This is a genomic window from Kitasatospora sp. NPDC088861, assembly GCF_044750105.1.
Lineage (GTDB): Bacteria > Actinomycetota > Actinomycetes > Streptomycetales > Streptomycetaceae > Kitasatospora.
The window spans coordinates 1-21,577 of record NZ_JBIVJF010000046.1; the positions used below are offsets into that span (position 1 = coordinate 1).

Here is a 21,577-nt window from a genome sequence, read left to right on the forward strand (position 1 = left end):
ACGGCCGCATCGTCGACGAACTCCACCACCCCACCGCCGACACCGTCCTGGACCGCATGCGCCGCTTCGACGCCAAGGGCCGCACCAGCTAGAGCCACCACCAGCCAGGGCCCGCCAGCCCAGCCGCCGCCCCTACGCGAAACCCAGGACACCCCATGTACCGCACCGCACTGCGCAACGTGCTGGCCCACAAGGGCCGACTCCTCATGACGGCGCTGGCCGTCATGCTCGGCACCGCCTTCGTCGCCGGCACCATGGTCTTCTCCGACACCTTCGGCAAGGCCATGCGGGACAACAGCTCCAAGAGCTACTCGGACGTCTCGGTCCAGGTCGTGGACTACTCGGCCGGCCCCCGCACCAGCGCCAAGCCGAAGGGCGAGAGCGGCAACGCCTCGCTCACCGACGCCACCGTCCAGCAGCTGGCCGCCCTGCCGGGCACCGCCAACGCCCGCGGCGTGGTCAGCGGCTTCACCGGGGTCGCCGACCGGAGCGGCAACCTGATCGGCCAGTTCTGGGCCGCCAAGGGCGCCAACTTCGCCCCGGCCGCGGACGGCAAGGACCCGCGCTACCCGATGGCCGAGGGCCAGGGCCCGAAGAACGGCAAGGAGATCGCCCTCGACCGCAAGACCGCCGACAAGGCCGGCTACAGGATCGGCGACACCGTCCGGATCGCCATCAACGGCCCGGTGATCGAGGCGAAGCTCACCGGCGTCTTCACCACCGACGACCCGGTGGTGAACAGCGGCGGCACCCTCACCCTGTTCGACCGCGCCACCGCCCAGCAACTGCTGCTGGAGCCCGGCCACTTCAGCAGCATCGTGCTCACCGCCAAGCCCGGCACCAGCGAGGACGCGCTGCTCGCCCAGGTCCAGCCCAAGGTGCCGTCCGACCGGCACTTCGACGTCGAGACGGGCGCCAAGCTCAAGGCCGACGAGCAGGAGATGATCACCAAGGCCACCGACAGCATGCGCACCATGCTGCTGGTCTTCGCCGGGATCTCGCTCTTCGTCGGCATCTTCATCATCGCCAACACCTTCACCATGCTGGTCGCCCAGCGCACCAAGGAACTCGCGCTGCTGCGGGCGATCGGCGCCAGCCGCAAGCAGGTCACCCGCTCGGTGCTGGTCGAGGCCCTGGCGATCGGCACCGTCGCGGCGCTGGCCGGGCTGCTCGCCGGCATCGGGATCGGCGCCGGCATGCAGTCCCTGATGGGCCGGCTGAACGAGAACATGCCGCACGGCACGCTGGTCATCAAGCCGCTCACCATCGCGGTGACCCTGGCCGTCGGCGTCCTGGTGACGGTGCTGTCCGCCCTGCTGCCGGCCGTGCGCGCCGCCCGGATCGCCCCGGTAGCGGCGATGAGCAGCGGCGACCAGCCGACCAGCCAGAAGAGCCTGCTGGTCCGCAACGCGATCGGCTCGGCGCTCACCGCCGGCGGCCTCGCGCTGATCGGCTTCGGCGCCTCCACCGGCAACGACAGCGGCCGCCTGCCGGTCGGCCTCGGCGCCCTGCTCGCCCTGATCGGCGTGTTCGTCCTGCTGCCGCTGCTCTCCCGCCCGGTGGTCGCACTGATCGGCCCGCTGCTGCGCGGGCTCGGCGGCACCCCGGGCAAGCTCGCCCAGCAGAACGCGGTCCGCAACCCGCGCCGCACCGCGTCCACCGCCGCCGCGCTCACCATCGGCCTGACCCTGGTCAGCGGCCTCACCGTGATCGGTGCCTCGGTCGGCGGCGCGATCGACAAGGCCGTCACCAGCTCGATGAAGTCCGACTACATGGTCTCGGGCGCCAACCACATGAGCCTGTCCGAGCAGGTGCCCGGGCAGATCGCCAAGGCCCCCGGGGTGGCCGCCTCCTCCGCGGTGACGACCGCCGACTGGAAGTTCGACGGCAGCGGCGTGACGATCACCGGCATGGACGCCGGCTCCTTCGACCAGCTCGCCGAGGTCAAGCTGACCAGCGGCGCCACCGCCGCGCTCGGCCAGGGCAAGGTCCTGGTGGACCAGGACCTCGCCACGAAGCTCCACCTCACCGCCGGCTCGACGGTGGCGGTCTCCTACCCGGACCAGTCCACCGGTCAGCTCACCGTCGGCGGCGTGTACGAGAAGGGCGGCATGCTCGGCCCGGTCCTGCTGGCCAACAGCGAGGTCGCCAAGCACGAGCCGAAGCCCTACATCACCGACGTCCTGGTCAAGGGCAAGGACGGCGCCACCGCCGCGCTCAAGCAGTCCCTCAAGGACGCCACCGGCGCCAACCCGGTGATCGACGTCAAGTCCAAGCAGGACGTCCGCGACGACTTCAGCCAGACCATCACCTTCGCGCTGAACCTGATGTACGGCCTGCTGGCGATGTCCGTGCTGGTCGCGATCCTGGGCGTGATCAACACGCTGGCGATGTCGGTCTTCGAGCGCAAGCGCGAGATCGGGATGCTGCGGGCGATCGGCCTGGACCGCCGGGGCATCAAGCGGATGGTCCGCCTGGAGTCCGTGGTGATCTCGCTGTTCGGCGCCGGCATCGGCCTGCTGCTCGGCTGCTTCATCGCCTGGGCGATCAACGGCACCCTGAAGTCCAGCCTGAGCGGCCTGACCACCGTCCTGCCCTTCGGCCAGCTGGCGCTGTTCCTGGCCCTGGCCGGGGTGGTCGGCCTGGTGGCCGCGATCTGGCCCGCCCGCCGGGCGTCCAAGCTGGACATCCTGGCGAGCATCAAGACCGACTGACCGCCCCTCACGGGCCCGCCCAGCGGGCGGACGACGAGAAAGGGCCCCTGCCGGAGGGTTTCGGCAGGGGCCCTTCTACTTCTGTACTCCGCCCGGTCGCACGGCCGGCTGAGCACCACGGAGGTCGTGGTCCGGCGACACTGCCGGGCGGAGGGCCTCCGACTCATACCCCGGTGCTCCCACACCGGGGTCTCAGTCGCTTACTTGCTGGCGAGTTCCTTCTCGGCGGCCGGCTTGGCGGCCTCCACGGGCTTCGTGGGCGCCGTGACCTCCTGGATCGGCAGGCGCGGCTGCTCCATCTGGGAGAGGCCGACCATCTCGCGCTTCAGGAACATGGCCAGCGTCCAGTCGGTGAAGACCCGGACCTTGCGGTTCATGGTCGGGACCATGGCGCCGTGGTACGCGCGGTGGAACCACCAGGCCAGACGGCCCTTCAGCTTGACCTTGCCGAAGAGGATCGCGACGCCCTTGTGCAGGCCCAGGCCGGCGACCGCACCGAGGTTCTTGTGCTCGTAGTTCTTCTGCGGGAAGCCCCGCATGCCCGAGATGACGTTGTCACCGAGGACGGCGGCCTGGCGCACGGCGTGCTGCGCGTTCGGCGGGCACCAGGCGCCCTCGCCGGAGGCGAGGTCCGGGACCTGGGCGTTGTCGCCGGCGGACCAGACGTAGTCGAAGCCCTGGACCTGGAGGGTCGGCGCGGTGTCGACGTGGCCGCGCGGGCCCAGCGGCAGGCCGAAGTTGGCCAGCACCGGGTTCGGCTTCACGCCGGCCGTCCACACGATGGTGGAGGCGTCCATCTCCAGGCCGTTCTTCAGCACCACGTGCTGGTCGACGCAGGAGTCCATCGAGGTCTCGATGTAGACCTCGATCTTCCGCTCCTCGAGCTTCTCCTTGGTCCACAGACCGAGGTCCGGGCCCATCTCCGGGAGGATGCGGTTGGCCGCCTCCACCAGGACGAAGCGCATGTCGTCACGGCTGACGGTCTTGTAGATCTTGGCGGCGTCGCGCGCCATGTCCTCGACCTCGGCGATCGTCTCGACACCGGCGAAGCCGCCGCCGATGACGACGAAGGTCAGGGCCTTGCGGCGGACCTCCTCGTCGGCGGTGGACTCGGCCTTGTCGAGCTGGGCCATGACGTGGTTGCGGAGGCTGATGGCCTCCTCTACCGTCTTCATGCCGATGCCGTGCTCCGCCAGACCCGGGATCGGGAAGGTGCGGGAGACCGAGCCGGTCGCGACGACCAGGTACTCGAAGGGCAGCTCGTAGCTGTCGCCGGCCGCGGGCTGGATGGTGGCGACCTTGCGGGCGTGGTCCACACCGGTGACCGCACCGGTGAGCACCTCCGCCTTCTTGAGGGCGCTGCGCAGCGGCGCGACGAGGTTGCGGGGCGCGACGTTGCCGCCGGCCGCCTCGGGGAGGAAGGGCAGGTACGTCATGTACGACCGCGGGTCCACGACCGTGACGGTCGCTTCGCCGTAACGCATCTTCTTGAGGATGCGCATCGCGGCATACAGGCCGACGTAACCACCGCCGACAATGAGGATGCGAGGACGCTCCGTGGTGCTCATATCCGAAAGTATCCAGCACCGTCCGGAGCAGCCTTCGTGAGCCCGGTCACAAGCTTCTGGACACCCCGTGCTACACTGCGCGGCCGCAAATCCGGGCCCGGCGCGCCGACTCGCGGCCTCGGGCGCCCCCTCGTGAGCGCACGCCGGAATACCACCCTGCTGAGCAGCAACGATCCGTACGGTGCCCGGGTTCCCGCTCGTGATTTCGATTTTCAAACCTCAACCGAGGCTTGACCTGCGATCCAGGGGTCGTCACGGCGAGCAGACCTTCGGTCCCACATTTCGGACGTAGCGGGCGAGCAGCTGCGACGAATGACTGGATCGCCATGTGAAGAAATTCACGAACTTTCCCGCACCGGTCCGGGCGTGCCCCGGCCCCGGACCCCCGAAAGGGGTGCCGGGGCCGGTCGGGTAAGGCTCGCAGGAGGTCAGGAGGCCATACTCCAGGCGATGCCGTCCAGGATGTCGTGCTCGCTCACGACCACCTCGGCCGCGCCCGTCCGCTCCATGATCTCCAGCAGCTCCAGCGCGCCGGCCGCGATCACGTCCACCCGGCCCGGGTGCATCGACGGGATGGCCGCGCGCTCGGCGTGGGTGGCACCCAGCAGCTCGCGGGCGATCCCGGCGACCCGCTCCCGGCCGATCCGCGAGTGGTGGATCGCCGCCGAATCGTAGGCCGGCAGGTCCTGGGCGATCGCGGACACCGTGGTGACCGTCCCGGCCAGGCCCACCAGGGTGGCCGCGCCGCGCAGCGGGACGACCTCCTCGGCCTTGTCCAGCTCGGCCCGCACGTGCGCCCGGGCCGTCTCGATCTGCTCCGGCGAGGGCAGCTCGGCGCCGCCGAAGTGCCGCTCGGTGAGCCGGACGCAGCCGATGTCCACCGAGCGCGCCGCCTGCACGTCCGCACCGCCCAGCACGAACTCGGTCGAGCCTCCGCCGAGGTCGAACACCAGGTACGGCGCCGGGAACTGGCCGCCGGTCAGCTCCTTGGTGGCGCCCACGAAGGACAGGTGCGCCTCCTCCTCGCCGCTCACCACCTCGGGCTCGACGCCCAGGATCGCGCGCACGCCCTCGACGTACTCGTCGCTGTTCTCGGCGTCCCGCGAGGCGCTGGTGGCGACGAAGCGGGTGCGCTCCGGGCCGACCCCGAACCCGGCGATGACCTCCCGGTACTCGCGGCAGGCCGCGAAGGTGCGGGCCAGCGCGTCCGGGTGCAGCCGGCCGGTCTGGTCCACGCCCTGGCCCAGCCGGTTGATGATCATGCGGCGGTCGAGGTCGGTGATCTCCCCGGTGGCCGGGTCCAGGTCGGCGACCAGCAGCCGGATCGAGTTGGTGCCGCAGTCGATCGCGGCCACCCGGGTCATGCTCACGCGGACTCCCCGGCGTCGGACTCCTCGGCGGCCCGCTTCTTCGCGGCGCGCTCGGCGGCCTTCTGCTGCTTGGCATCGATCACGGCCTGGTGGTCCTGGTCCTTGGCCCGGTTGCGGGCGACCCGCTCACCGGCGGCCTCGACCTCGGCCGGGGAGACGCAGGGGCCCTTGGCCCACCAGTCCTCCAGCAGGCCGATCGCCTCGTCGCCGAGCGGGTTGACGCCCTCGCCGGCCGCCAGCGAGTGGCCGACCAGCACGTGCAGGCACTTCACCCGGTCCGGCATGCCACCGGCGCTCGGGAAGCCCTCCAGCACCTCGATGGCATCGCGCCGGGCGATGTAGTCCTCGTGCGCCTTCTGGTAGGCGGCGGCCAGCTCCGGGTCCTCGGCGAGCCTGGCGGTCTGCTCCTTCATCACGCCGTCCGCCTCCAGGGTGCCGATCAGCGAGGCGGCCTTGGGGCAGGTCAGGTAGTACAGCGTCGGGAACGGCGTGCCGTCCGGCAGTCGGGGGGCCGTCTCCACGACGTCCGGGTTGCCGCAGGGGCAGCGGTGCGCCACGCCGCGCAGGCCGCGCGGCACCCGGCCGAGCTGGGCGGCGATGGCGGCGACGTCGGCGTCGGAGACGGCGGGGTGGTTCTCAGTGGTCATGGGGGGAGGTGTCTCCAGCGGGGGACGGTGGGAGCGGACGGGGGGAGGCGGGGGCCGGGACGGCGGCGTCGGTGGTGTCGGCGGCGTCGACCGAGTCCCAGATGCTGGCGTACCAGGGCTTGGCGGCCCGCGCCGAGCCGCCTGGCGCGCCGTCGGAGGCGGCCGGGGCGGCGCCGGCAGCGACACCGGAGGCGGACGCCGAGGGCCGGGCGGCGGCCGGACCGGCCGGATCCACCGCGATGTACGGGGTCTCCCCCGGCATCGCGTAGTGCAGCCGGACACGGGCCTGCGCCTTGACGTACTCGGGGTCCTGCCAGCGGGCCTTCTCCCGGCGCAGCTGCTCGACCTGCTGGCGGGAGCGGTCGGCCTTCGCCTGCTGGGCGGAGATCTCGGCGCGCTGGGAGATGAACTGCCGCGTCGGGTAGGCGAGGATCGCCACCAGCGAGCAGAGCACCAGGACGAGGACGGTCGCCCGGCTCGTGAAGCGAGGCCGGGCCGCCAAGCCCGGGATCCTCCAGCCTGCCATCTCCCGTTCCCCTCCTGGTCGCGACGGTGCCCCGCCGTCCACCCTACGGGGTGAACGGCGGGGCACCGGTCAGGCGTGCTCACCGGTCGGCGGAGCGACCGTGCTCGCTGCTCCGAGGAGCGGCTGAGCCTGCTGCTCCGCGGAGCGGCCGTGCTTGCTACTCCGCGGAGCGGCTGTGCTGGCTATTCCGCAGAGCGGAAGCGCGGGAAGGCGCCGCGGCCGGCGTACTCGGCGGCGTCGTCGAGGATCTCCTCGATGCGCAGCAGCTGGTTGTACTTGGCGACGCGCTCGGAGCGGGCCGGGGCACCGGTCTTGATCTGGCCGCAGTTGGTGGCGACGGCCAGGTCGGCGATGGTGACGTCCTCGGTCTCGCCGGAGCGGTGCGACATCATGCAGCGGTAGCCGTTGCGCTGGGCCAGCTCGACGGCGTCCAGGGTCTCGGTCAGCGAGCCGATCTGGTTCACCTTCACCAGCAGCGCGTTGGCGGTGCCGGTCTCGATGCCCCTGGCCAGGCGGGCCGGGTTGGTGACGAACAGGTCGTCGCCGACCAGCTGGACCTTGTCGCCCAGCTTGACGGTCATGGCCTTCCAGCCGTCCCAGTCCGACTCGTCCAGCGGGTCCTCGATGGAGACCAGCGGGTAGGCGTCGACCAGCTCGGCGTAGTACTCGATGAGCTCGGCGGCGGAGATGGCCTTGCCCTCGAACTGGTAGGCGCCGTCCTCGTAGAACTCGGACGCGGCGACGTCCAGGGCGAGCGCGATGTCACGGCCGGGCACGTAGCCGGCCTTCTGGATGGCCTCGGTGATGAGGTCCAGGGCCTCGCGGTTGCTGTCCAGGTTCGGCGCGAAGCCGCCCTCGTCGCCGAGGCCGGTGGACAGGCCGCGCTCCTTCAGCACGCCCTTGAGGGTGTGGTAGACCTCGACGCCCCAGCGGACGGCCTCGGAGAAGGACTCCGCGCCGATCGGGGCGATCATGAACTCCTGGATGTCGACGTTGGAGTCCGCGTGCGAACCGCCGTTGAGGATGTTCATCATCGGAACGGGCAGCACGTGCGCGTTCGGGCCGCCCAGGTAGCGGAACAGCGGCAGGTCGCTGGCCTCGGAGGCGGCGTGCGCCACGGCCAGCGAGACGCCCAGGATCGCGTTGGCGCCGAGCGAGGACTTGTCCGGGGTGGCGTCCAGGTCGAGCATGGCCTGGTCGATCAGGCGCTGCTCGGTGGCGTCGTAGCCGACCAGCTCCGGGCCGATCTGCTCGATGACGGCCAGGACGGCCTTCTCCACGCCCTTGCCGAAGTAGCGGTTCTTGTCACCGTCGCGCAGCTCGAGCGCCTCGAAGGCGCCGGTGGAGGCACCCGACGGGACAGCGGCACGGCCGGTGCTGCCGTCGTCGAGGCCGACCTCGACCTCGACCGTGGGGTTGCCACGCGAGTCGAGGATCTCACGGGCTACGACGACATCGATGGACGGCACGAGGCATCTCCTTGCGGAAGCAGGGTCCGGCTGACGTTGGGTGCTGCCGGCGGGACGATTGCGGAGTCGTTACGACCAGAGCCTAACCGCCCCGGCCCCCGGGGCCGCGCTGGCCTCGGTCCCGTCTCAGCGTGTGGCCCGGCTACCCACCAGTAGTTCACCTGCTTGCCCGATCGAAGCGGGCGAATACGGGGGAATGCGGGCGAAGGGGGACAGGTCCCGTCCCCCTTCGCCCGCAGGGCGCGGGCCGTTCAGGGCCCGGGCCGCTCAGCCGAGGTGCAGCACCTGGCCGGGCATGATCAGGTTGGGGTTGCCGCCGACGGTGCCGCGGTTGCCGTCGTACACCGACTGCCAGCCGCCGGACACGCCCTGGGCGGCGGCGATCGTCGACAGCGTGTCGCCGGCCCGGACGGTGTAGTCGTGACCGCCCTGCGCGGCGGCGGGCTGCGCGGCCGGGGCGGACTGCGCGGGCTGCGCGGCGCGGGGCGCGTACTGCGGCTGGGCGGCGGGCTGGCCCGCGTACTGCTGGTAGACGCTCTGGTGGCTGGTCCAGTACCAGGCGCCGTTGTTCTGGTACCAGTACACCTTCGCGTCGGCGTCCCAGCCGGCCTTGCCGGAGAAGCCCTGGGTCTGCGGCTGCGTCTGCTGCGGGGCCTGCTGGACGGGCTGCTGGGCGGCCGGCTTCGGGGCGGCCTGCTTGACCGGCTGCTGGGCAGGCTTCGGGGCCTGCGCCTGCTGGGTCGGCTTGGCGGCGGACTGCTTGGCGGGCTTGGCGTCCGTGGAGGTGTCCACGGAGGCCGGGGCGCCGCCCTTGCTCAGGCCGGCCTTCTGGGAGCAGACCGGCCAGGCGCCCGGGCCCTGCGAGGCCAGCACCTTCTCGGCGACCGAGATCTGCTGCGCCTTGCTGGCCTGGTTGGCCTGCGGGGCGTAGGAGGTGCCGCCGTACGCCTTCCAGGTGCTGGGCGTGAACTGCAGGCCGCCGGAGAAGCCGTTGCCGGTGTTGATGCTCCAGTTGCCGCCGCTCTCGCACTGGGCGACGGCGTCCCAGGTGGAGGCCGGGGCGGCGGAGGCGCCGGTGGCGGTGAGGAGCGGCATCGCGAGTCCGACGCCGGCCACACCGGCGACGGCGATGGCCTTCTCGGTCTGGGTGCGACGGCGGTGGCGGCCGGTTCCAACGAACAGCATGAAGAGGTCCCTCTCCGCACGCCTGCGAGGTGAGCTGTCGGGTTCGGACCGGGAGGTGGCCCGGCCGCCGAAAGCGGAAACGATTCCGCTCGGGCGGCTTCACCCCAAGCCGTCGGGGAACGGCAACAAACCTGGTTCCCCCGCCCCTGCCCAGGGTCTGGTCGGTTTCCCGTGACGCGGCGGGCAGGATTCGGCGTTCCGCGCACGAGGTCCGCAGCTGCGAACTCCAGGGAGAGTAGACAGATCATCAGACCAATAACAAGCTCATATCACCGATATCACACACAAATTACGGCGCGTGGTCAATCGCCTACCAACGGCGGCGGTATGTCCGGATTAATGCGGGTTCAGGCCCGGCTCCACGAACCGCCGGAGACATGCCGTCAGCGTGTCGGGGCGTCGGTCGGCGCGACCGGCGGCGCGTGCGGAGAGCGGGTCTCCGGAGTGAATTCGACCGGGAGTTCCCGCAGGCCACGCATGATCAGGCCGCCCCTCCAGCGCAGGTTCTCCGGGTTTTCCGCGAGCCGCAGGTCCGGCAGCCGGGAAAGCAGCGTGGCCAGTGCGCTCCGCCCCTCCAGGCGGGCCAGCGGGGCGCCGATGCAGTAGTGGATCCCGTGGCCGAAACCCAGGTGCGGATTGTCCGTGCGGGCCAGGTCCAGGGTGTTCTCGTCCGCAAACCTGGCCGGATCGCGATCCGCCGCGGCCAGCACCACCAGCACCGGATCGCCCACCGGGATGTCCACCCCGCCGATCGACAGCGGCCGCGTCGCGAAACGCCACGTCGCCATCTCCACCGGCCCGTCGTAGCGCAGGAGTTCCTCGATCCCGGTCTCCAGCAGCGCCGTCTCGCCGCGCACCACCGACTCCTGCAGCAGCCTGCGCTGCTCCGGGTTGCGCAGCAGCGCGTACGTGCCGTTGCCGATCAGGTTGACGGTCGTCTCGAACCCCGCGAACAGGAGGATGAACGCCATCGCGGCGGCCTCGTTCTCGTTCAGGTGCTCGCCGTGGTCGCTCGCCCGGATCAGGCCCGAGATCAAGTCATCACCCGGATCCGCCCGCTTGCGGTGGATCAGCTCCAGCAGGTACGCCCGCATCCGCTTCACCGCCCGCCCCACGCCGCCGCGTTGGCCGCCGCCGTGCCGGATCATCATCCCGGCCCAGTCCCGGAAGTCGTCCTGGTCCTCGGCCGGCACGCCCAGCAGGTCGCAGATCGCGTAGATGGGGAGCGGGAACGCGAACTCGTGGATCAGGTCCGCCGAACCGCGCTGCGCGAAGCCGTCGATCAGCCGGTCCGTGAGCTGCTGCACCCGCGGCTCGAACTCCGCCACCCGGCGCGGCGTGAACGCCTTCGACACCAGCCGGCGCAGCCGGGTGTGGTCCGGCGGGTCGATGTTCAGCAGATGCGTCATCAAGTCCGCCTGGCGTTCCCCCGGAATTCCCACCCGCCCGGTGCGGTGCGCCTGCTCGCTGTGGTGTGCCGGGTTCTTCGACAGCCGGCCGTCCGCCAGCGCCTGCCGAGCGTCCGCGTAGCGGGTCACCAGCCAGGCCTCCACCCCACTCGGCAGCGTCGTGCGGTGCACCGGGGCGTGCTCGCGCAACCAGGCGTAGGCGGGGTACGGATCGGTGGCGAACTCCCAGGTGAAGAGCTGCGGGGCGGCGGGATCGGGCTGCACTGGCATGCGTCGACCGTATCCGGTGGGTCGGGGCCGCACCGCCTCCGGCGGACGCGACCGGCGGGGCCGGATCGTCGACACCCGGCGGACGGCCCGCCAACGCTCCGTGGACGCCCCGTGGACGGTCCGTGGACAGCTCTTGGACAGCTCTTGGCCGGGTGGCGGGCGTGACCCTGGTCACCTGAGGGGTAATCCCTGTTGCGGAGGGTCAGGACCTGCCTACGATCCTCCGCAGAAATCGTGGGCGCCGGTGCGGTGTCGCCCACAGGGAGGAGCAGACCATGCGGGTCAGCGGGGCAGTCGTCGTCATCGCGGTACTCGACGGCGGATCGGGAGCCGAGCTCGCCCGCCGGTTCGCCGCCGCCGGCGCCGCCGGAGTGCTGATCGCCGACCAGCGTGCGGGCGTCGCCGAGGACCTCGCCACCGAACTCGACCGGCCGGGCTGCCCCGTCGTCGGCGTCGGCGGCGACATCCGCCGCCCCAGCGACGTCGCCGCCCTCGTCGACACCGCCGAGAAGCACCTCGGCCCCATCGACCTGTTCTGCGTCGCCGGCCCCGACGGCGAGCGGATCGTCTCGCTCGCCGAACTGCCCGCCCGCCTCGACCTCGAACGCCTCGCCGAACTCCTCGCCCTCGTCGGCGAGGCCATCGGCGAAGTCGTCCCCCGGCAGCGGCGGCCGATCGAGAACACCGCCACGGCCGCCTGAGGCCCTGCCCGGGCCCGCTACTCGCCGACCGGCCCGAGGCCCTCGGCCGCGCGCACCGCGTCCCGGTAACCGCGCGCGGCCGAGCGCAGCGCCGCGTCCACGTCCACCCCGGCGTCGTGCGCCCGCTGCGCCACCGCCAGCAGCAGCCGGCCCGCCGACTGCGCCGTCAGCTCCGCCGGCAGCGCGTACGGCTCGTCCGGCACGCCCGCGAAGCCCGCCCGGCGCACCCGCGACACCAGCTTCGCCGCGTACGCCAGCGACGGCAGCCCGGCCGGCACGCCGTCCAGCACCGACTCCCGGTCCGCCTTCTCGGCCGCCTTCAGCTGCTCCCAGTTCGCCTCCACCTCGGCGGCGCCCTCCGCCTCGACGTCCCCGAACACGTGTGGGTGCCGGTACATCAGCTTCTCGACGATGTCACCGGCCACGTCGTCGATCGAGAACGCCTCCGCCGGGTGCTCCTCGGCGATCCGGGAGTGGAAGAACACCTGGAGCAGCACGTCGCCCAACTCCTCGCGCAGCGTCTCCCGGTCCCCCTCCTCGATCGCCTCGACCAGCTCGTACGCCTCCTCGACCAGGTACTTCACCAGGCTCTCGTGCGTCTGCTCGGCGTCCCACGGGCAACCGCCCGGCGAGCGCAGCCGGTCCATCACCGACACCAGGTCCAGCAGCCGCGCCCCCGGCAGGTCGTACGACCCCGGCAGCACCTCGATCTCCGGCACCTCACCGGCGTGCTCCACCGCCAGCCGCGCCAGCGCGTCCGTCAGCCCCGGATCCCCGTCCGGGCTGCCCAGCCACACCGTCGGCCCAGCCCCGCCCGGCTGCCCGGTCAGCAGCCGCGCCAGCGCCGGTGCCGACCCCGCCGCCACGACCTCGACCTCCACCCCGGCCTGCCGCACCGCCGCCACCTGCGGATGCCCCGCGTCCCCCGCCAGCACCCGCCCCGCCGACCGCAGCGCCTCCCACGCCGGCCACGCCAGCAACCCGGGGGCCACCCGGTGGGTGGTCGTCAGCAGGATCAGCTTCGCGTCCGGAACATTCGTCGTCACACCCCGAACCTACCCGCCGCCCGCCCGGGGCGGGGACGGGCCCGACGGGACCCGCCCCTCCCGCCGGGGTCCTACTTCTTCGACCCCGCCAGGTCGTCGAACATCGCCGACAGGAACTCGCTGCACCAGCCCAGCAGCTCCCGCCCGACCAGCGGCTTGCCGCCGATCCGCCCGGTGCTCGGCCGCGGCACCAGCAGCTGCTGGGCGGCCGCCTTGACCTGGCTGCGCGGGTAGAGCCGGTTCAGCCGCAGCTGCTGGGACTCCCGCAGCTCCACCGGCCCGAACCGGACGTTGGCCCCCTGGAGGGTGATGTCCGCGATGCCGCACCGCCGGGCGTACAGCCGCAGCGCCGCGACCAGCAGCAGGTTCTCCACCGGCTCGGGCAGCTTGCCGTAGCGGTCGACGAGCTCGTCCCGGACCTGCTGGATGTCCGCCTCCGAGTTGACCGCCGCGATCGAGCGGTACGCCTGCAGCCGCAGCCGCTCGCCGGGCGCGTAGTCGTGCGGCACGTGCGCGTCGACCGGCAGCTCGATCTTCACCTCCAGCGGCTCCTCCTCCGGCTCGCCGCCGTTCGCCAGCGACTCGCGGAACTCGGCCACCGCCTCGCCGACCATCCGCATGTAGAGGTCGAAGCCGACGCCCGCGATGTGCCCGGACTGCTCGCCGCCGAGCAGGTTGCCGGCGCCGCGGATCTCCAGGTCCTTCATCGCCACGTACATGCCGGCGCCCATCTCGGTGTGCTGGGCGATGGTCGCCAAGCGCTCGTGCGCGGTCTCGGTGAGCGGCTTCTCCGGCGGGTACAGCATGTACGCGTAGCCGCGCTCGCGGCCCCGGCCGACCCGCCCGCGCAGCTGGTGCAGCTGGGAGAGGCCGAAGGTGTCCCCGCGCTCGACGATCAGGGTGTTGGCGTTGGAGATGTCGATGCCGGACTCCACGATCGTGGTCGACACCAGGACGTCGAACTCCTTCTCCCAGAAGTCGACGACGACCTTCTCCAGCTGGTTCTCCCCCATCTGCCCGTGCGCGGTGGCGATCCGCGCCTCGGGGACGAGGTCCTTGAGCCGGGCGGCCGCCTTGTCGATCGACTCCACCCGGTTGTGGATGTAGAACACCTGGCCCTCGCGCAGGAGTTCACGCCGGATCGCGGCCGAGATCTGCTTCTCGTCGTAGGGGCCGACGAAGGTCAGCACCGGGTGCCGCTCCTCCGGCGGGGTGGTGATGGTGGACATCTCGCGGATGCCGGTGACGGCCATCTCCAGGGTGCGCGGGATCGGCGTCGCGGACATGGTGAGCACGTCGACGTTGGCGCGCAGCTTCTTCAGCTGCTCCTTGTGCTCGACGCCGAAGCGCTGCTCCTCGTCGACGATGACCAGGCCGAGGTCCTTGAACCTGGTCTCGGAGGAGAACAGCCGGTGGGTGCCGATGACGACGTCCACCGAGCCCTCGAACAGGCCCTCCAGCACGGCCTTGGCCTCGCTGTCGCTCTGGAACCGGGAGAGCGCCTTCACCGACACCGGGAAGTTGGCGTACCGCTCGGCGAAGGTGGAGAAGTGCTGCTGCACCAGCAGCGTGGTCGGCACCAGCACCGCCACCTGCTTGCCGTCCTGCACCGCCTTGAACGCGGCGCGCACCGCGATCTCGGTCTTGCCGTAGCCGACGTCGCCGCAGATCAGCCGGTCCATCGGGACGGACTTCTCCATGTCGGACTTGACCTCGGCGATGGTGGTCAGCTGGTCCGGCGTCTCCGCGTACGGGAAGGCGTCCTCCAGCTCGCGCTGCCAGGGGGTGTCCGGGCCGAAGGTGTGGCCGGGGGCGGCCATCCGCGCCGAGTACAGCTTGATCAGGTCGGCGGCGATCTCCTTGACCGCCTTCTTGGCCCGCTGCTTGGTCTTCGCCCAGTCCGCGCCGCCGAGCCGGTGCAGCGTCGGGGCCTCGCCGCCGACGTACTTGGTGACCTGGTCGAGCTGGTCGGTCGGCACGAACAGCCGGTCGCCGGGGTGGCCGCGCTTGGCCGGGGCGTACTCCAACACCAGGTACTCGCGGGTGGCGCCCTGGACGGTGCGCTGCACCATCTCGACGTACCGGCCGACGCCGTGCGCCTCGTGAACGACGTAGTCGCCGGCGGCCAGGGCCAACGGGTCGATCGCGTTGCGGCGCCGGGACGGCATCCGGCGCATGTCCTTGGTGGAGGACTTCTGGCCGGACAGGTCGGTCTCGGTGATGACCGTCAGCTTCAGGGCCTCGTCGACGAAGCCCTGCTCGATCGAGCCGCAGGAGACGTAGACGACGTCCCGGGTGGGCGCCTCGGCGAGGTCGGCGACCAGCCGGGCCGGGATGCCCTCGTTGCCGAGCACCTCGGCGAGCCGGGAGGCGGGCCCGTGGCCCTCCGTCACCATCACGACGCGCCAGTCGGCGGCCAGCCGCTCCTTGGCGTCGGCGATCGCCCGGGCGGTGTCGCCCCGGTAGGCCTCGACGGCGTGCATGCCGAGGGTGAGCGTGTTGGCGTCGAACTCCAGGACCTCGTTCACGGTGGACTCGCTGGTCGCGAACGGGCTGACCGACCACCAGGGCAGGCCGATCTCGGCGGCGTGCTCGCGCACCTCGGCGAGCGAGCGCAGCGAGGCGGCGGAGACGTCGATGGTCTCCAGGTCGATCGGCCGGTCCCCGCCGGCCGCGGCCGCCACCCAGGAGGCGTGCAGGAACTCCTGGCTGGTCGCCACCAGGTCGGCGGCCCGGGTTCGGACCCGCTCGGGGTCGCAGACCACGGCGACCGAGCCGAGCGGCAGCACGTCCATCAGCAGTTCCATGTCGTCCACCAGGACGGGCGCCAGCGACTCCATGCCCTCGACCGCGATGCCCTCGGCGATCTTGTCCAGGATCTCGGCCAGCCCGGGGTGCTCGGCGGCCAGCTCGGCAGCCCGCGCCCGCACCTCGTCGGTGAGCAGCAGCTCGCGGCAGGGCGGCGCCCACAGGCCGTGCTCGGCGATCTCCAGCGAGCGCTGGTCGGCGACCTTGAAGTAGCGGATCTCCTCGACGTCGTCGCCCCAGAACTCCACCCGCAGCGGGTGCTCCTCGGTCGGCGGGAAGACGTCCAGGATGCCGCCGCGGACGGCGAACTCGCCGCGCTTCTCGACCAGTTCGACACGCGCGTAGGCGGCGGCGGAGAGCCGTCGGGCGACCTCCTCCAGGTCGTGCGACTCGCCGCGCTGGACGGCCACCGGCTCCAGCTCGGCCAGCCCCTTGACCTGCGGCTGGAGCACCGAGCGGACCGGCGCGACGACCACCTGCACCGGGCCGGCCGCCGGGTCGTCCGCCCGCGGGTGCACGATCCGGCGCAGCACGGCCAGCCGGCGCCCGACGGTGTCCGAGCGGGGCGACAGCCGCTCGTGCGGCAGGGTCTCCCAGGCCGGGTACTCGGCGACCGCGTCCGGCGGCAGCAGCGAGCGCAGCGAGGCGGCGAGGTCCTCGGCCTCCCGGCCGGTCGCGGTGACGGCGAGCACCGGACGGCCCCGCTCGCCGGCGGCCTGGCCGGCCAGCGAGCGGGCGAGCGCGGCGATGGCGAACGGCCGGGCGGCGGGCGGTCCGACCAGGTCCAGGTGGCGGCGGCCGCCGGCCGCGGCTCCGGTGGCGGTCGCCGCCTCGATGGCCTCGGCGAGGGCCGAGTCCCGCGCGACGACATCGAGCAGTCCGGTCAGACTCATCAGGGTCTCTTCTTCGTCCCGTGGCTGGTGCTGCCTCCGGGCGGCAGCGGCCTGCCGGGGCAACGCGAACGGCCCGGCACGCCGAGCGGCCGGGGGTCTCCAGCCTACGCCGCGGCACGGACGCGCACGCGGTGTACGGCCCGGCGGGGCCGGGCGGGAACGAACCACCGTCCGGGGCGACGAACGGCCCCCGGGCGGAGCCCGGGACCGGACCGCGACCGGACCGCGGACGAACCACTGGACGGAACACCGGACCGGCCGGTGGACGAACCGTCCGGCCCCTGGTCAGATTCGGCTCCGCGATCTGCCACGAACTGGACATACTCCTGTCACTGCCTGTCCATGGAGATCGCGCACCATGGTGAATGTGCCCGCCGCACCCAACCGTGGGGGATGGCTGTGGCGGCACTGTCGCACCCCCGATGGGGGTCGGAGGTGCGAGGCCGGGCGACCCTGGGTGGGGGCGCCCGCCCAAGCGCCGGGAACCGTGGCGCCCTTTCCTGGAGGGCGCCACGGGTCTCGGCCTCACTCATGGCCGCCGCCCTGCCGGGCCGCGTTGCGGCCCACCGCCGCCGCCACGGGCGCGGCGACCACCGGCGGGACGGGCCGACGCCGTACGTCATCACCTGGTGCCCCTGGTCGGCGGTGAAGCCGTACCGCTCCTCTTCGGTTCGCCGTCCCGGCCGACCAGCCGGCGCCGGCTGGTCGGCCGCAACGCGCAGGCCCTGGCCGCCCGGTGGGAGCGGTCAGGGCCCAGGACGCGAAGCCCACCCGGGCTGATCACGGGCGAGCCGCCGGCGGAGGCGCCGGCGCGGCGGTCAGCGGCGCCGGTAGCTCACCGTGTTCGGGGTGGCGTAGCCGACACCGTCGTCCACGATGACGATCTTCGGGATGATCCGGGTCTCCTCCTGCGGCTCCTTCTCGGCGCCTTCGCCGTCCCTGTCGGTCTCCGCCGACCGGGGCGGTCCGACCGGCTTCGGCGGCGCCGCGGCCGGCGCGACCGGACCGGTCGCCACCGCCCCGGCGGGCGCCTTGCCGGCGGGCGCGCCGGAACCGCTCGCGGCCCCGGCGGCGGCCCCGCCCACCACCGGCATCCGCGGCCCGGCCACCGGCTTCTCCCGCGCCGCCGGTGCGACGGCCTTCCGCAGGTCGGCCACCTCGATCTCGCCGGTGTCCGCCTCCGAGTCCACCGGCGCCGCGTCCACCGGTGCCGCGTCGGCGACCGGCCCCGCGACCGCCGCCGCCAGCCGCTCCGGCTCGATGGCGCCGACCGCCGCGCCGGTGAGCGAGGCCAGCGTGGCCTTGATGTGGTCCAGGTGCTTCTGCACGGTCTCCAGACGGCCGTCGAACTCGCCCTGCTCGCGTTCGCTCGCCGCGTTGATCCGCTCGGCCTCCCGGCGGGCCTGCTCGATCAGCTGGTCGGCCTTGGCCTGGGCGTCGGTCTCCAGCTGCTTGATCCGGCCGAGCACGGTCTCCCGGTGCTGCTCGGCCTCCTTGACCCGGCGCTCGGCGGTCGCGGAGACCTGGGCGTCCTCGGCGTCGGCCTTGGTCTGGGCCTGGGCGAAGGTCTCGTCGGCCTTGCGGCGCAGTTCGGCGAGCGCGGCCTCGGCCTGCTCGCCGGCCTCGGCGGCGGCCACCCGCACCTTGGCGGCGTAGGAGGTGGCGGCGTCCCGGGCGCTGCGGCTCTCCCGGTCGGCCTCGGCCCGGATGCCCTCGGCCTCGGCGCGGGTGCGCTCGTCGGTACGCCGGGCGGCCTGGTCGGCCTCGGAGCGGGTGGTGGCGGCGTACTCCTTGGCGGCGTGGCCGAGGGCCTGGCCGGCCTCGTAGACCTCGTCCCGGAGATCCTCCGAGAAGCGCTCGGCCTTCTCCCGGACGGCGCGCGCCTCGTTCTGGGCCATCACCGCCAGTCCGGCGGCCTGCTCACTGAGCACCTCGTAGTCGGGCTCCGGGGCGTCCTCGGCGGCCCGGCGGATGTCGGCCAGCCGGGCCTCCATCTGCCGGAGCCCGGCGCCGAGGACGCTCAGCCGCTCCCACGCCTCGTCGCGCTGAGCGGTGAGGGCGGTGAGGGCTCGGTCGACCTGCTCGGGCGCGTAACCGCGCCGGGCAGAGGTGAAGCCGTACTCGGGGACGGCGTCGCTCATGGGCTCTTCCCCTCATGTCGCGGGCTGCGGAGCCCATGATCGGACGGAACGGACGGATCCGGAACCGGTTCGGCGGCCAGGGCCGAAATCGGACGCCTGGCGGACCGGAATACGTCGAGGACCGGACGAAAAGACCCATCCTCTTGACCTATTTTGCGCAGATCCGGGCGAAACCCCAACGAGGCACAGCCGGGACGGCATGCCGGAGGGGTCGTTCCAAACACCGGAACGACCCCTCCCCACCTGCGAGGATCCGCGACGACCCGCTACAGCAGGCCGTCCCAGAACTGCTCCAGCAGCACGGCCCACCACGTGTCCGCCGTCTGCAGGGCCGCCGGGTCGATCGCGGCGAGCTGCGCCTGGAAGTCGGTCGTCCAGCGACCGGCCTGGTCCGGGGTCAGCCCGTACCGCAGCCGCCACATCCGGCCCAGCAGGGCCATCGCGCGGACGAACTCCGGTACACCCGTGTTGACGAACCGGGGCGGCTGGCCGGTTCCGTCGACGTCCACGGCGACCACGTTCGCGGTGCCGTACTGGACACAGAGCTGGCGGCCGTAGTCGTTGCCGAGCACCAGGTAGCCGCCGAAATCCGGGGCCGCGGGCAGACCGCGCTCGGCGGCCAGCTCGGCGAGCGTCGGGATCGGCCGACCCTCCTGCGCCTGCGCCCAGAAGAACGGGCCGAAGTCGCGCGGCAGCCCCGCCCACACCAGGGCCTGCGACACCGGCTCGGGCACGCCCTGACGCGAGACCGCGCGCTGCTCGTAGCGGAACACGTTCTGGCCGAAGGCCGCCCCGAGCTCCTGGGCGAGCTGCTGCGGCGGGAGCGGCGGCAGCGGCTGGACCGTCCCCGGCACGGGCAGCGGCACCCGGGACGGGCGGACCCGCTGGGCCCCGGAGGCCAGCTGGTGCAGCTCGTCCAGGTGGTCGAGCAGCTCGGCCATGCCGGCCTGCCGGGACGCGTGGTCGCGGCCGTAGGCGGCGGTGTGGGTGAGCCGGACGTTCGGCCAGGACGCGGCGATCATGCGGTTGCAGTAGCCGCCCGGCAGGTCGCACGACTCCAGCTCGGTGTAGAGCTCCAGCACCTGCTCCGGCGGCACGTTCAGCCGCCGCAGGTCCTGGAGGATCTTCCACTCGGGGTGCGGGGTGCCGGGCTCGCTGCGGTGCAGCAGCTTCTGCTCGGAACCGTCCGGGCCCCGGTAGCTCAGCGCGGCGAAGTAGCCGGGGCCGACCGCCGGCACCCCCGGCGGGACGGCGGCGCCCTGCGGCACGCCGGGCACCGGCGCTGGCGGGACGGCCGGGGCCGCACCGCCCGCGTTCGGGTAGCCGTACCCGGCCGCGGGCGCGGCGGGGGCCGCCGGACCGCCGGGCGGCGGCGGGACGGCGGGGCCGCCGGACGGCGGGGTGCCCGGGTCGGCCGGCACGGCGCCCAGCAGCGCCGGGTCGACCGCCTCGGCCAGCTGGGTCGCCTCGTACGCCGCGCCGGAGGCGGGCGCGGCCGGCGGCACCGGGGCGGGCGCCGGGGCGACGGCCCCGCGCAGGCCCGCCGGAGGCGGGGGCGGCGGGGTCGAACCGGCCGCGCGGCCTCCGGGGCCCGCGGCGGGCACGCCGGCCCCCGGGGTGTGCCGCAGCCCGGCGGGCGGGGGCGGCGGCGGGGCGGAGGCCGGACTGCGGCCGAGCGCGACGCCGTGCGCGCCCGGACCGGACGCGCCACCGCGCAGCGCGGCCGGAGGAGGCGGCGGCGGGGCCGACCCCGGGTTGCGGCCGAGCCCGGCCTGCGGCGGCGCAGTCGGCGCCGGGGCCGCGGGAGCCCCGGGCGCCGAGGCAGCGGGCGGACCGCCCAGGCCGGGCAGGCCGCCGGGCGCGGCGCGCACGGTCGGCGCGTGCTCCACCGGCGCGGCCGGCTGCGGGGCGGCGGCGGGCGGTGCCAGGACGGTCGGCGTCTGCTCCACCCCGCCGGGCGGCCCGGACGGCGCACCCGGCAGGCCCATCAGCCCCGGCACGGCGTCCGGCGACGCGAGCAGCGTCGGCGCCGGCTCGACGGCCGCGGGCGGCGGGACGGCGGAGGGCACGGGCAGCGGGACGACGGCGGGCGGCTGGGCGGCGGGCGGCGGGACCGGCGGCATGCCGTAGCCACCCTCCGGCGGCATCAGCACGGTCGCGGCCTCGGCCCCGGCCGGCGCGGGCGCGTCGGGCACGTCGGAGCCGGTGGTCCGCAGCCCCTCGGGCATCAGGACGGTGGCCGCCTCGGCCCCGGCCGGCGGCACCGGCACGGGGGCCGGGGCCTGCGGCGGGACGGCGAAACCAGCGGGACCGGACGGCACGGCGGGCGCCGCAGCGACCGGCGCGGGCGGCTCGGCCACCGGAGCAACGGCAGCCGGAGCCCCCTGGCCCCCCAGCCGCTCCGCCTCCGCCGCGATCGCCGCGGCCCCCGCCTCCTGCAGCCACTGCGGCGGGCTGAGCAGGAAGGACGTCGCCTCGACCGGCCCTGGCGCGGGCTTCGCCGCCCCCGCCGGGTTGGCCGCGACCGGCCGCCCGTACGCCTCCTCGTACTGCCGGACCACCTCGTTGACGGGCAGCGCGGGCCAGAGCGTGGTCGCGCCGGAGTCCCGGGCGATGACCAGTCGCGCCTCGCCGGCCGACCCGTCCCCCGCCCCCGACGGCCCCGCCGTCCCGGCCCCGGGGGCCACCGCCCAGCAGACGAAGCCCAGGTCGAACTCCCGGACCCGTACCTCGCGCTGCCGCGGCTGCGGCACCCCGCCGTTGATCCACTCCTCGGCGAGCTCCTGCGCCTGCGCGTACGTCACCACGCCCGGTTCACCCCTGCCCTCAT

Annotated in this window: 12 protein-coding genes, 2 pseudogenes and 1 riboswitch; of the genes and pseudogenes, 3 read left to right on the forward strand and 11 right to left on the reverse strand. The window is 73.4% G+C overall.

What is annotated here, in order from left to right:
• A pseudogene (locus ACIP37_RS36280) lies at positions 1–92 on the forward strand (ABC transporter ATP-binding protein); the annotation flags it as partial.
• A gap of 63 nt (positions 93–155) precedes the next feature.
• Positions 156–2,714: an ABC transporter permease gene (locus ACIP37_RS36285; protein WP_400809441.1), complete on the forward strand. Its 2,559-nt coding sequence runs from the start codon at positions 156–158 to the stop codon at positions 2,712–2,714.
• 200 nt (positions 2,715–2,914) lie between these two features.
• Here ACIP37_RS36285 and ACIP37_RS36290 read toward each other — a convergent pair whose 3' ends face one another.
• From ACIP37_RS36290 to ACIP37_RS36320, 7 genes and pseudogenes are all read right to left on the reverse strand, one after another.
• Positions 2,915–4,282 (reverse strand): NAD(P)/FAD-dependent oxidoreductase, encoded by a 1,368-nt coding sequence (locus tag ACIP37_RS36290; protein WP_063348030.1) that lies wholly within the window; start codon positions 4,280–4,282, stop codon positions 2,915–2,917.
• A gap of 428 nt (positions 4,283–4,710) precedes the next feature.
• On the reverse strand, positions 4,711–5,646 hold the full coding sequence (locus tag ACIP37_RS36295; protein ID WP_063348031.1) for a Ppx/GppA phosphatase family protein: 936 nt from the start codon (positions 5,644–5,646) through the stop codon (positions 4,711–4,713).
• Between the two features lie 131 nt (positions 5,647–5,777).
• Positions 5,778–6,317, reverse strand: a pseudogene (locus ACIP37_RS36300) (DUF501 domain-containing protein); the annotation flags it as partial.
• Positions 6,289–6,801 carry a septum formation initiator family protein gene (locus ACIP37_RS36305; RefSeq protein WP_400845302.1) on the reverse strand — a complete coding sequence of 171 codons (513 nt, stop codon included), beginning with the start codon at positions 6,799–6,801 and terminating at the stop codon, positions 6,289–6,291. The gene ACIP37_RS36305 and the pseudogene ACIP37_RS36300, both read right to left, overlap by 29 nt.
• Positions 6,802–7,007: 206 nt before the next feature.
• On the reverse strand, positions 7,008–8,294 hold the full coding sequence (gene eno, locus ACIP37_RS36310; protein ID WP_363588371.1) for a phosphopyruvate hydratase: 1,287 nt from the start codon (positions 8,292–8,294) through the stop codon (positions 7,008–7,010).
• Between the two features lie 267 nt (positions 8,295–8,561).
• Positions 8,562–9,479 (reverse strand): transglycosylase family protein, encoded by a 918-nt coding sequence (locus ACIP37_RS36315; RefSeq protein WP_363588373.1) that lies wholly within the window; start codon positions 9,477–9,479, stop codon positions 8,562–8,564.
• Between the two features lie 5 nt (positions 9,480–9,484).
• Positions 9,485–9,652: riboswitch (cyclic di-AMP (ydaO/yuaA leader) on the reverse strand.
• A gap of 210 nt (positions 9,653–9,862) precedes the next feature.
• On the reverse strand, positions 9,863–11,158 hold the full coding sequence (locus ACIP37_RS36320; protein WP_400809448.1) for a cytochrome P450: 1,296 nt from the start codon (positions 11,156–11,158) through the stop codon (positions 9,863–9,865).
• A 275-nt stretch (positions 11,159–11,433) separates the two neighbouring features.
• Between ACIP37_RS36320 and ACIP37_RS36325 the strand changes: the two genes are divergently transcribed.
• Positions 11,434–11,859 carry an SDR family NAD(P)-dependent oxidoreductase gene (locus ACIP37_RS36325; protein ID WP_363588377.1) on the forward strand — a complete coding sequence of 142 codons (426 nt, stop codon included), beginning with the start codon at positions 11,434–11,436 and terminating at the stop codon, positions 11,857–11,859.
• 17 nt (positions 11,860–11,876) lie between these two features.
• Here the strand turns inward: ACIP37_RS36325 and ACIP37_RS36330 are convergent, their stop codons facing one another.
• The 4 genes from ACIP37_RS36330 to ACIP37_RS36345 form a co-directional block, all read right to left on the reverse strand.
• Positions 11,877–12,905 carry a MazG family protein gene (locus ACIP37_RS36330; RefSeq protein WP_363619235.1) on the reverse strand — a complete coding sequence of 343 codons (1,029 nt, stop codon included), beginning with the start codon at positions 12,903–12,905 and terminating at the stop codon, positions 11,877–11,879.
• Positions 12,906–12,976: 71 nt separating this feature from the next.
• Complete coding sequence (gene mfd, locus ACIP37_RS36335; RefSeq protein ID WP_400809452.1) at positions 12,977–16,606, reverse strand: transcription-repair coupling factor; 3,630 nt, start codon at positions 16,604–16,606, stop codon at positions 12,977–12,979.
• Positions 16,607–17,424: 818 nt separating this feature from the next.
• Entirely contained in the window at positions 17,425–18,747 is a 1,323-nt protein-coding gene (locus tag ACIP37_RS36340) for a hypothetical protein (RefSeq protein ID WP_400809454.1), read from the reverse strand.
• 266 nt (positions 18,748–19,013) lie between these two features.
• On the reverse strand, positions 19,014–21,554 hold the full coding sequence (locus tag ACIP37_RS36345) for an SUKH-4 family immunity protein (RefSeq protein WP_400809456.1): 2,541 nt from the start codon (positions 21,552–21,554) through the stop codon (positions 19,014–19,016).
• Positions 21,555–21,577 lie beyond the last annotated feature (23 nt).

Excerpts from the sequence above, each read along its gene's own strand:
- ACIP37_RS36325 (WP_363588377.1), top strand. The coding sequence starts at position 11,434 with ATGCGGGTCAGCGGGGCAGTCGTCGTCATCGCGGTACTCGACGGCGGA.
- ACIP37_RS36285 (WP_400809441.1), top strand. The coding sequence starts at position 156 with ATGTACCGCACCGCACTGCGCAACGTGCTGGCCCACAAGGGCCGACTC.
- ACIP37_RS36315 (WP_363588373.1), bottom strand. The coding sequence starts at position 9,479 with ATGCTGTTCGTTGGAACCGGCCGCCACCGCCGTCGCACCCAGACCGAG.
- ACIP37_RS36320 (WP_400809448.1), bottom strand. The coding sequence starts at position 11,158 with ATGCCAGTGCAGCCCGATCCCGCCGCCCCGCAGCTCTTCACCTGGGAG.
- ACIP37_RS36290 (WP_063348030.1), bottom strand. The coding sequence starts at position 4,282 with ATGAGCACCACGGAGCGTCCTCGCATCCTCATTGTCGGCGGTGGTTAC.
- mfd (WP_400809452.1), bottom strand. The coding sequence starts at position 16,606 with ATGAGTCTGACCGGACTGCTCGATGTCGTCGCGCGGGACTCGGCCCTC.
- ACIP37_RS36340 (WP_400809454.1), bottom strand. The coding sequence starts at position 18,747 with ATGAGCGACGCCGTCCCCGAGTACGGCTTCACCTCTGCCCGGCGCGGT.
- ACIP37_RS36295 (WP_063348031.1), bottom strand. The coding sequence starts at position 5,646 with ATGACCCGGGTGGCCGCGATCGACTGCGGCACCAACTCGATCCGGCTG.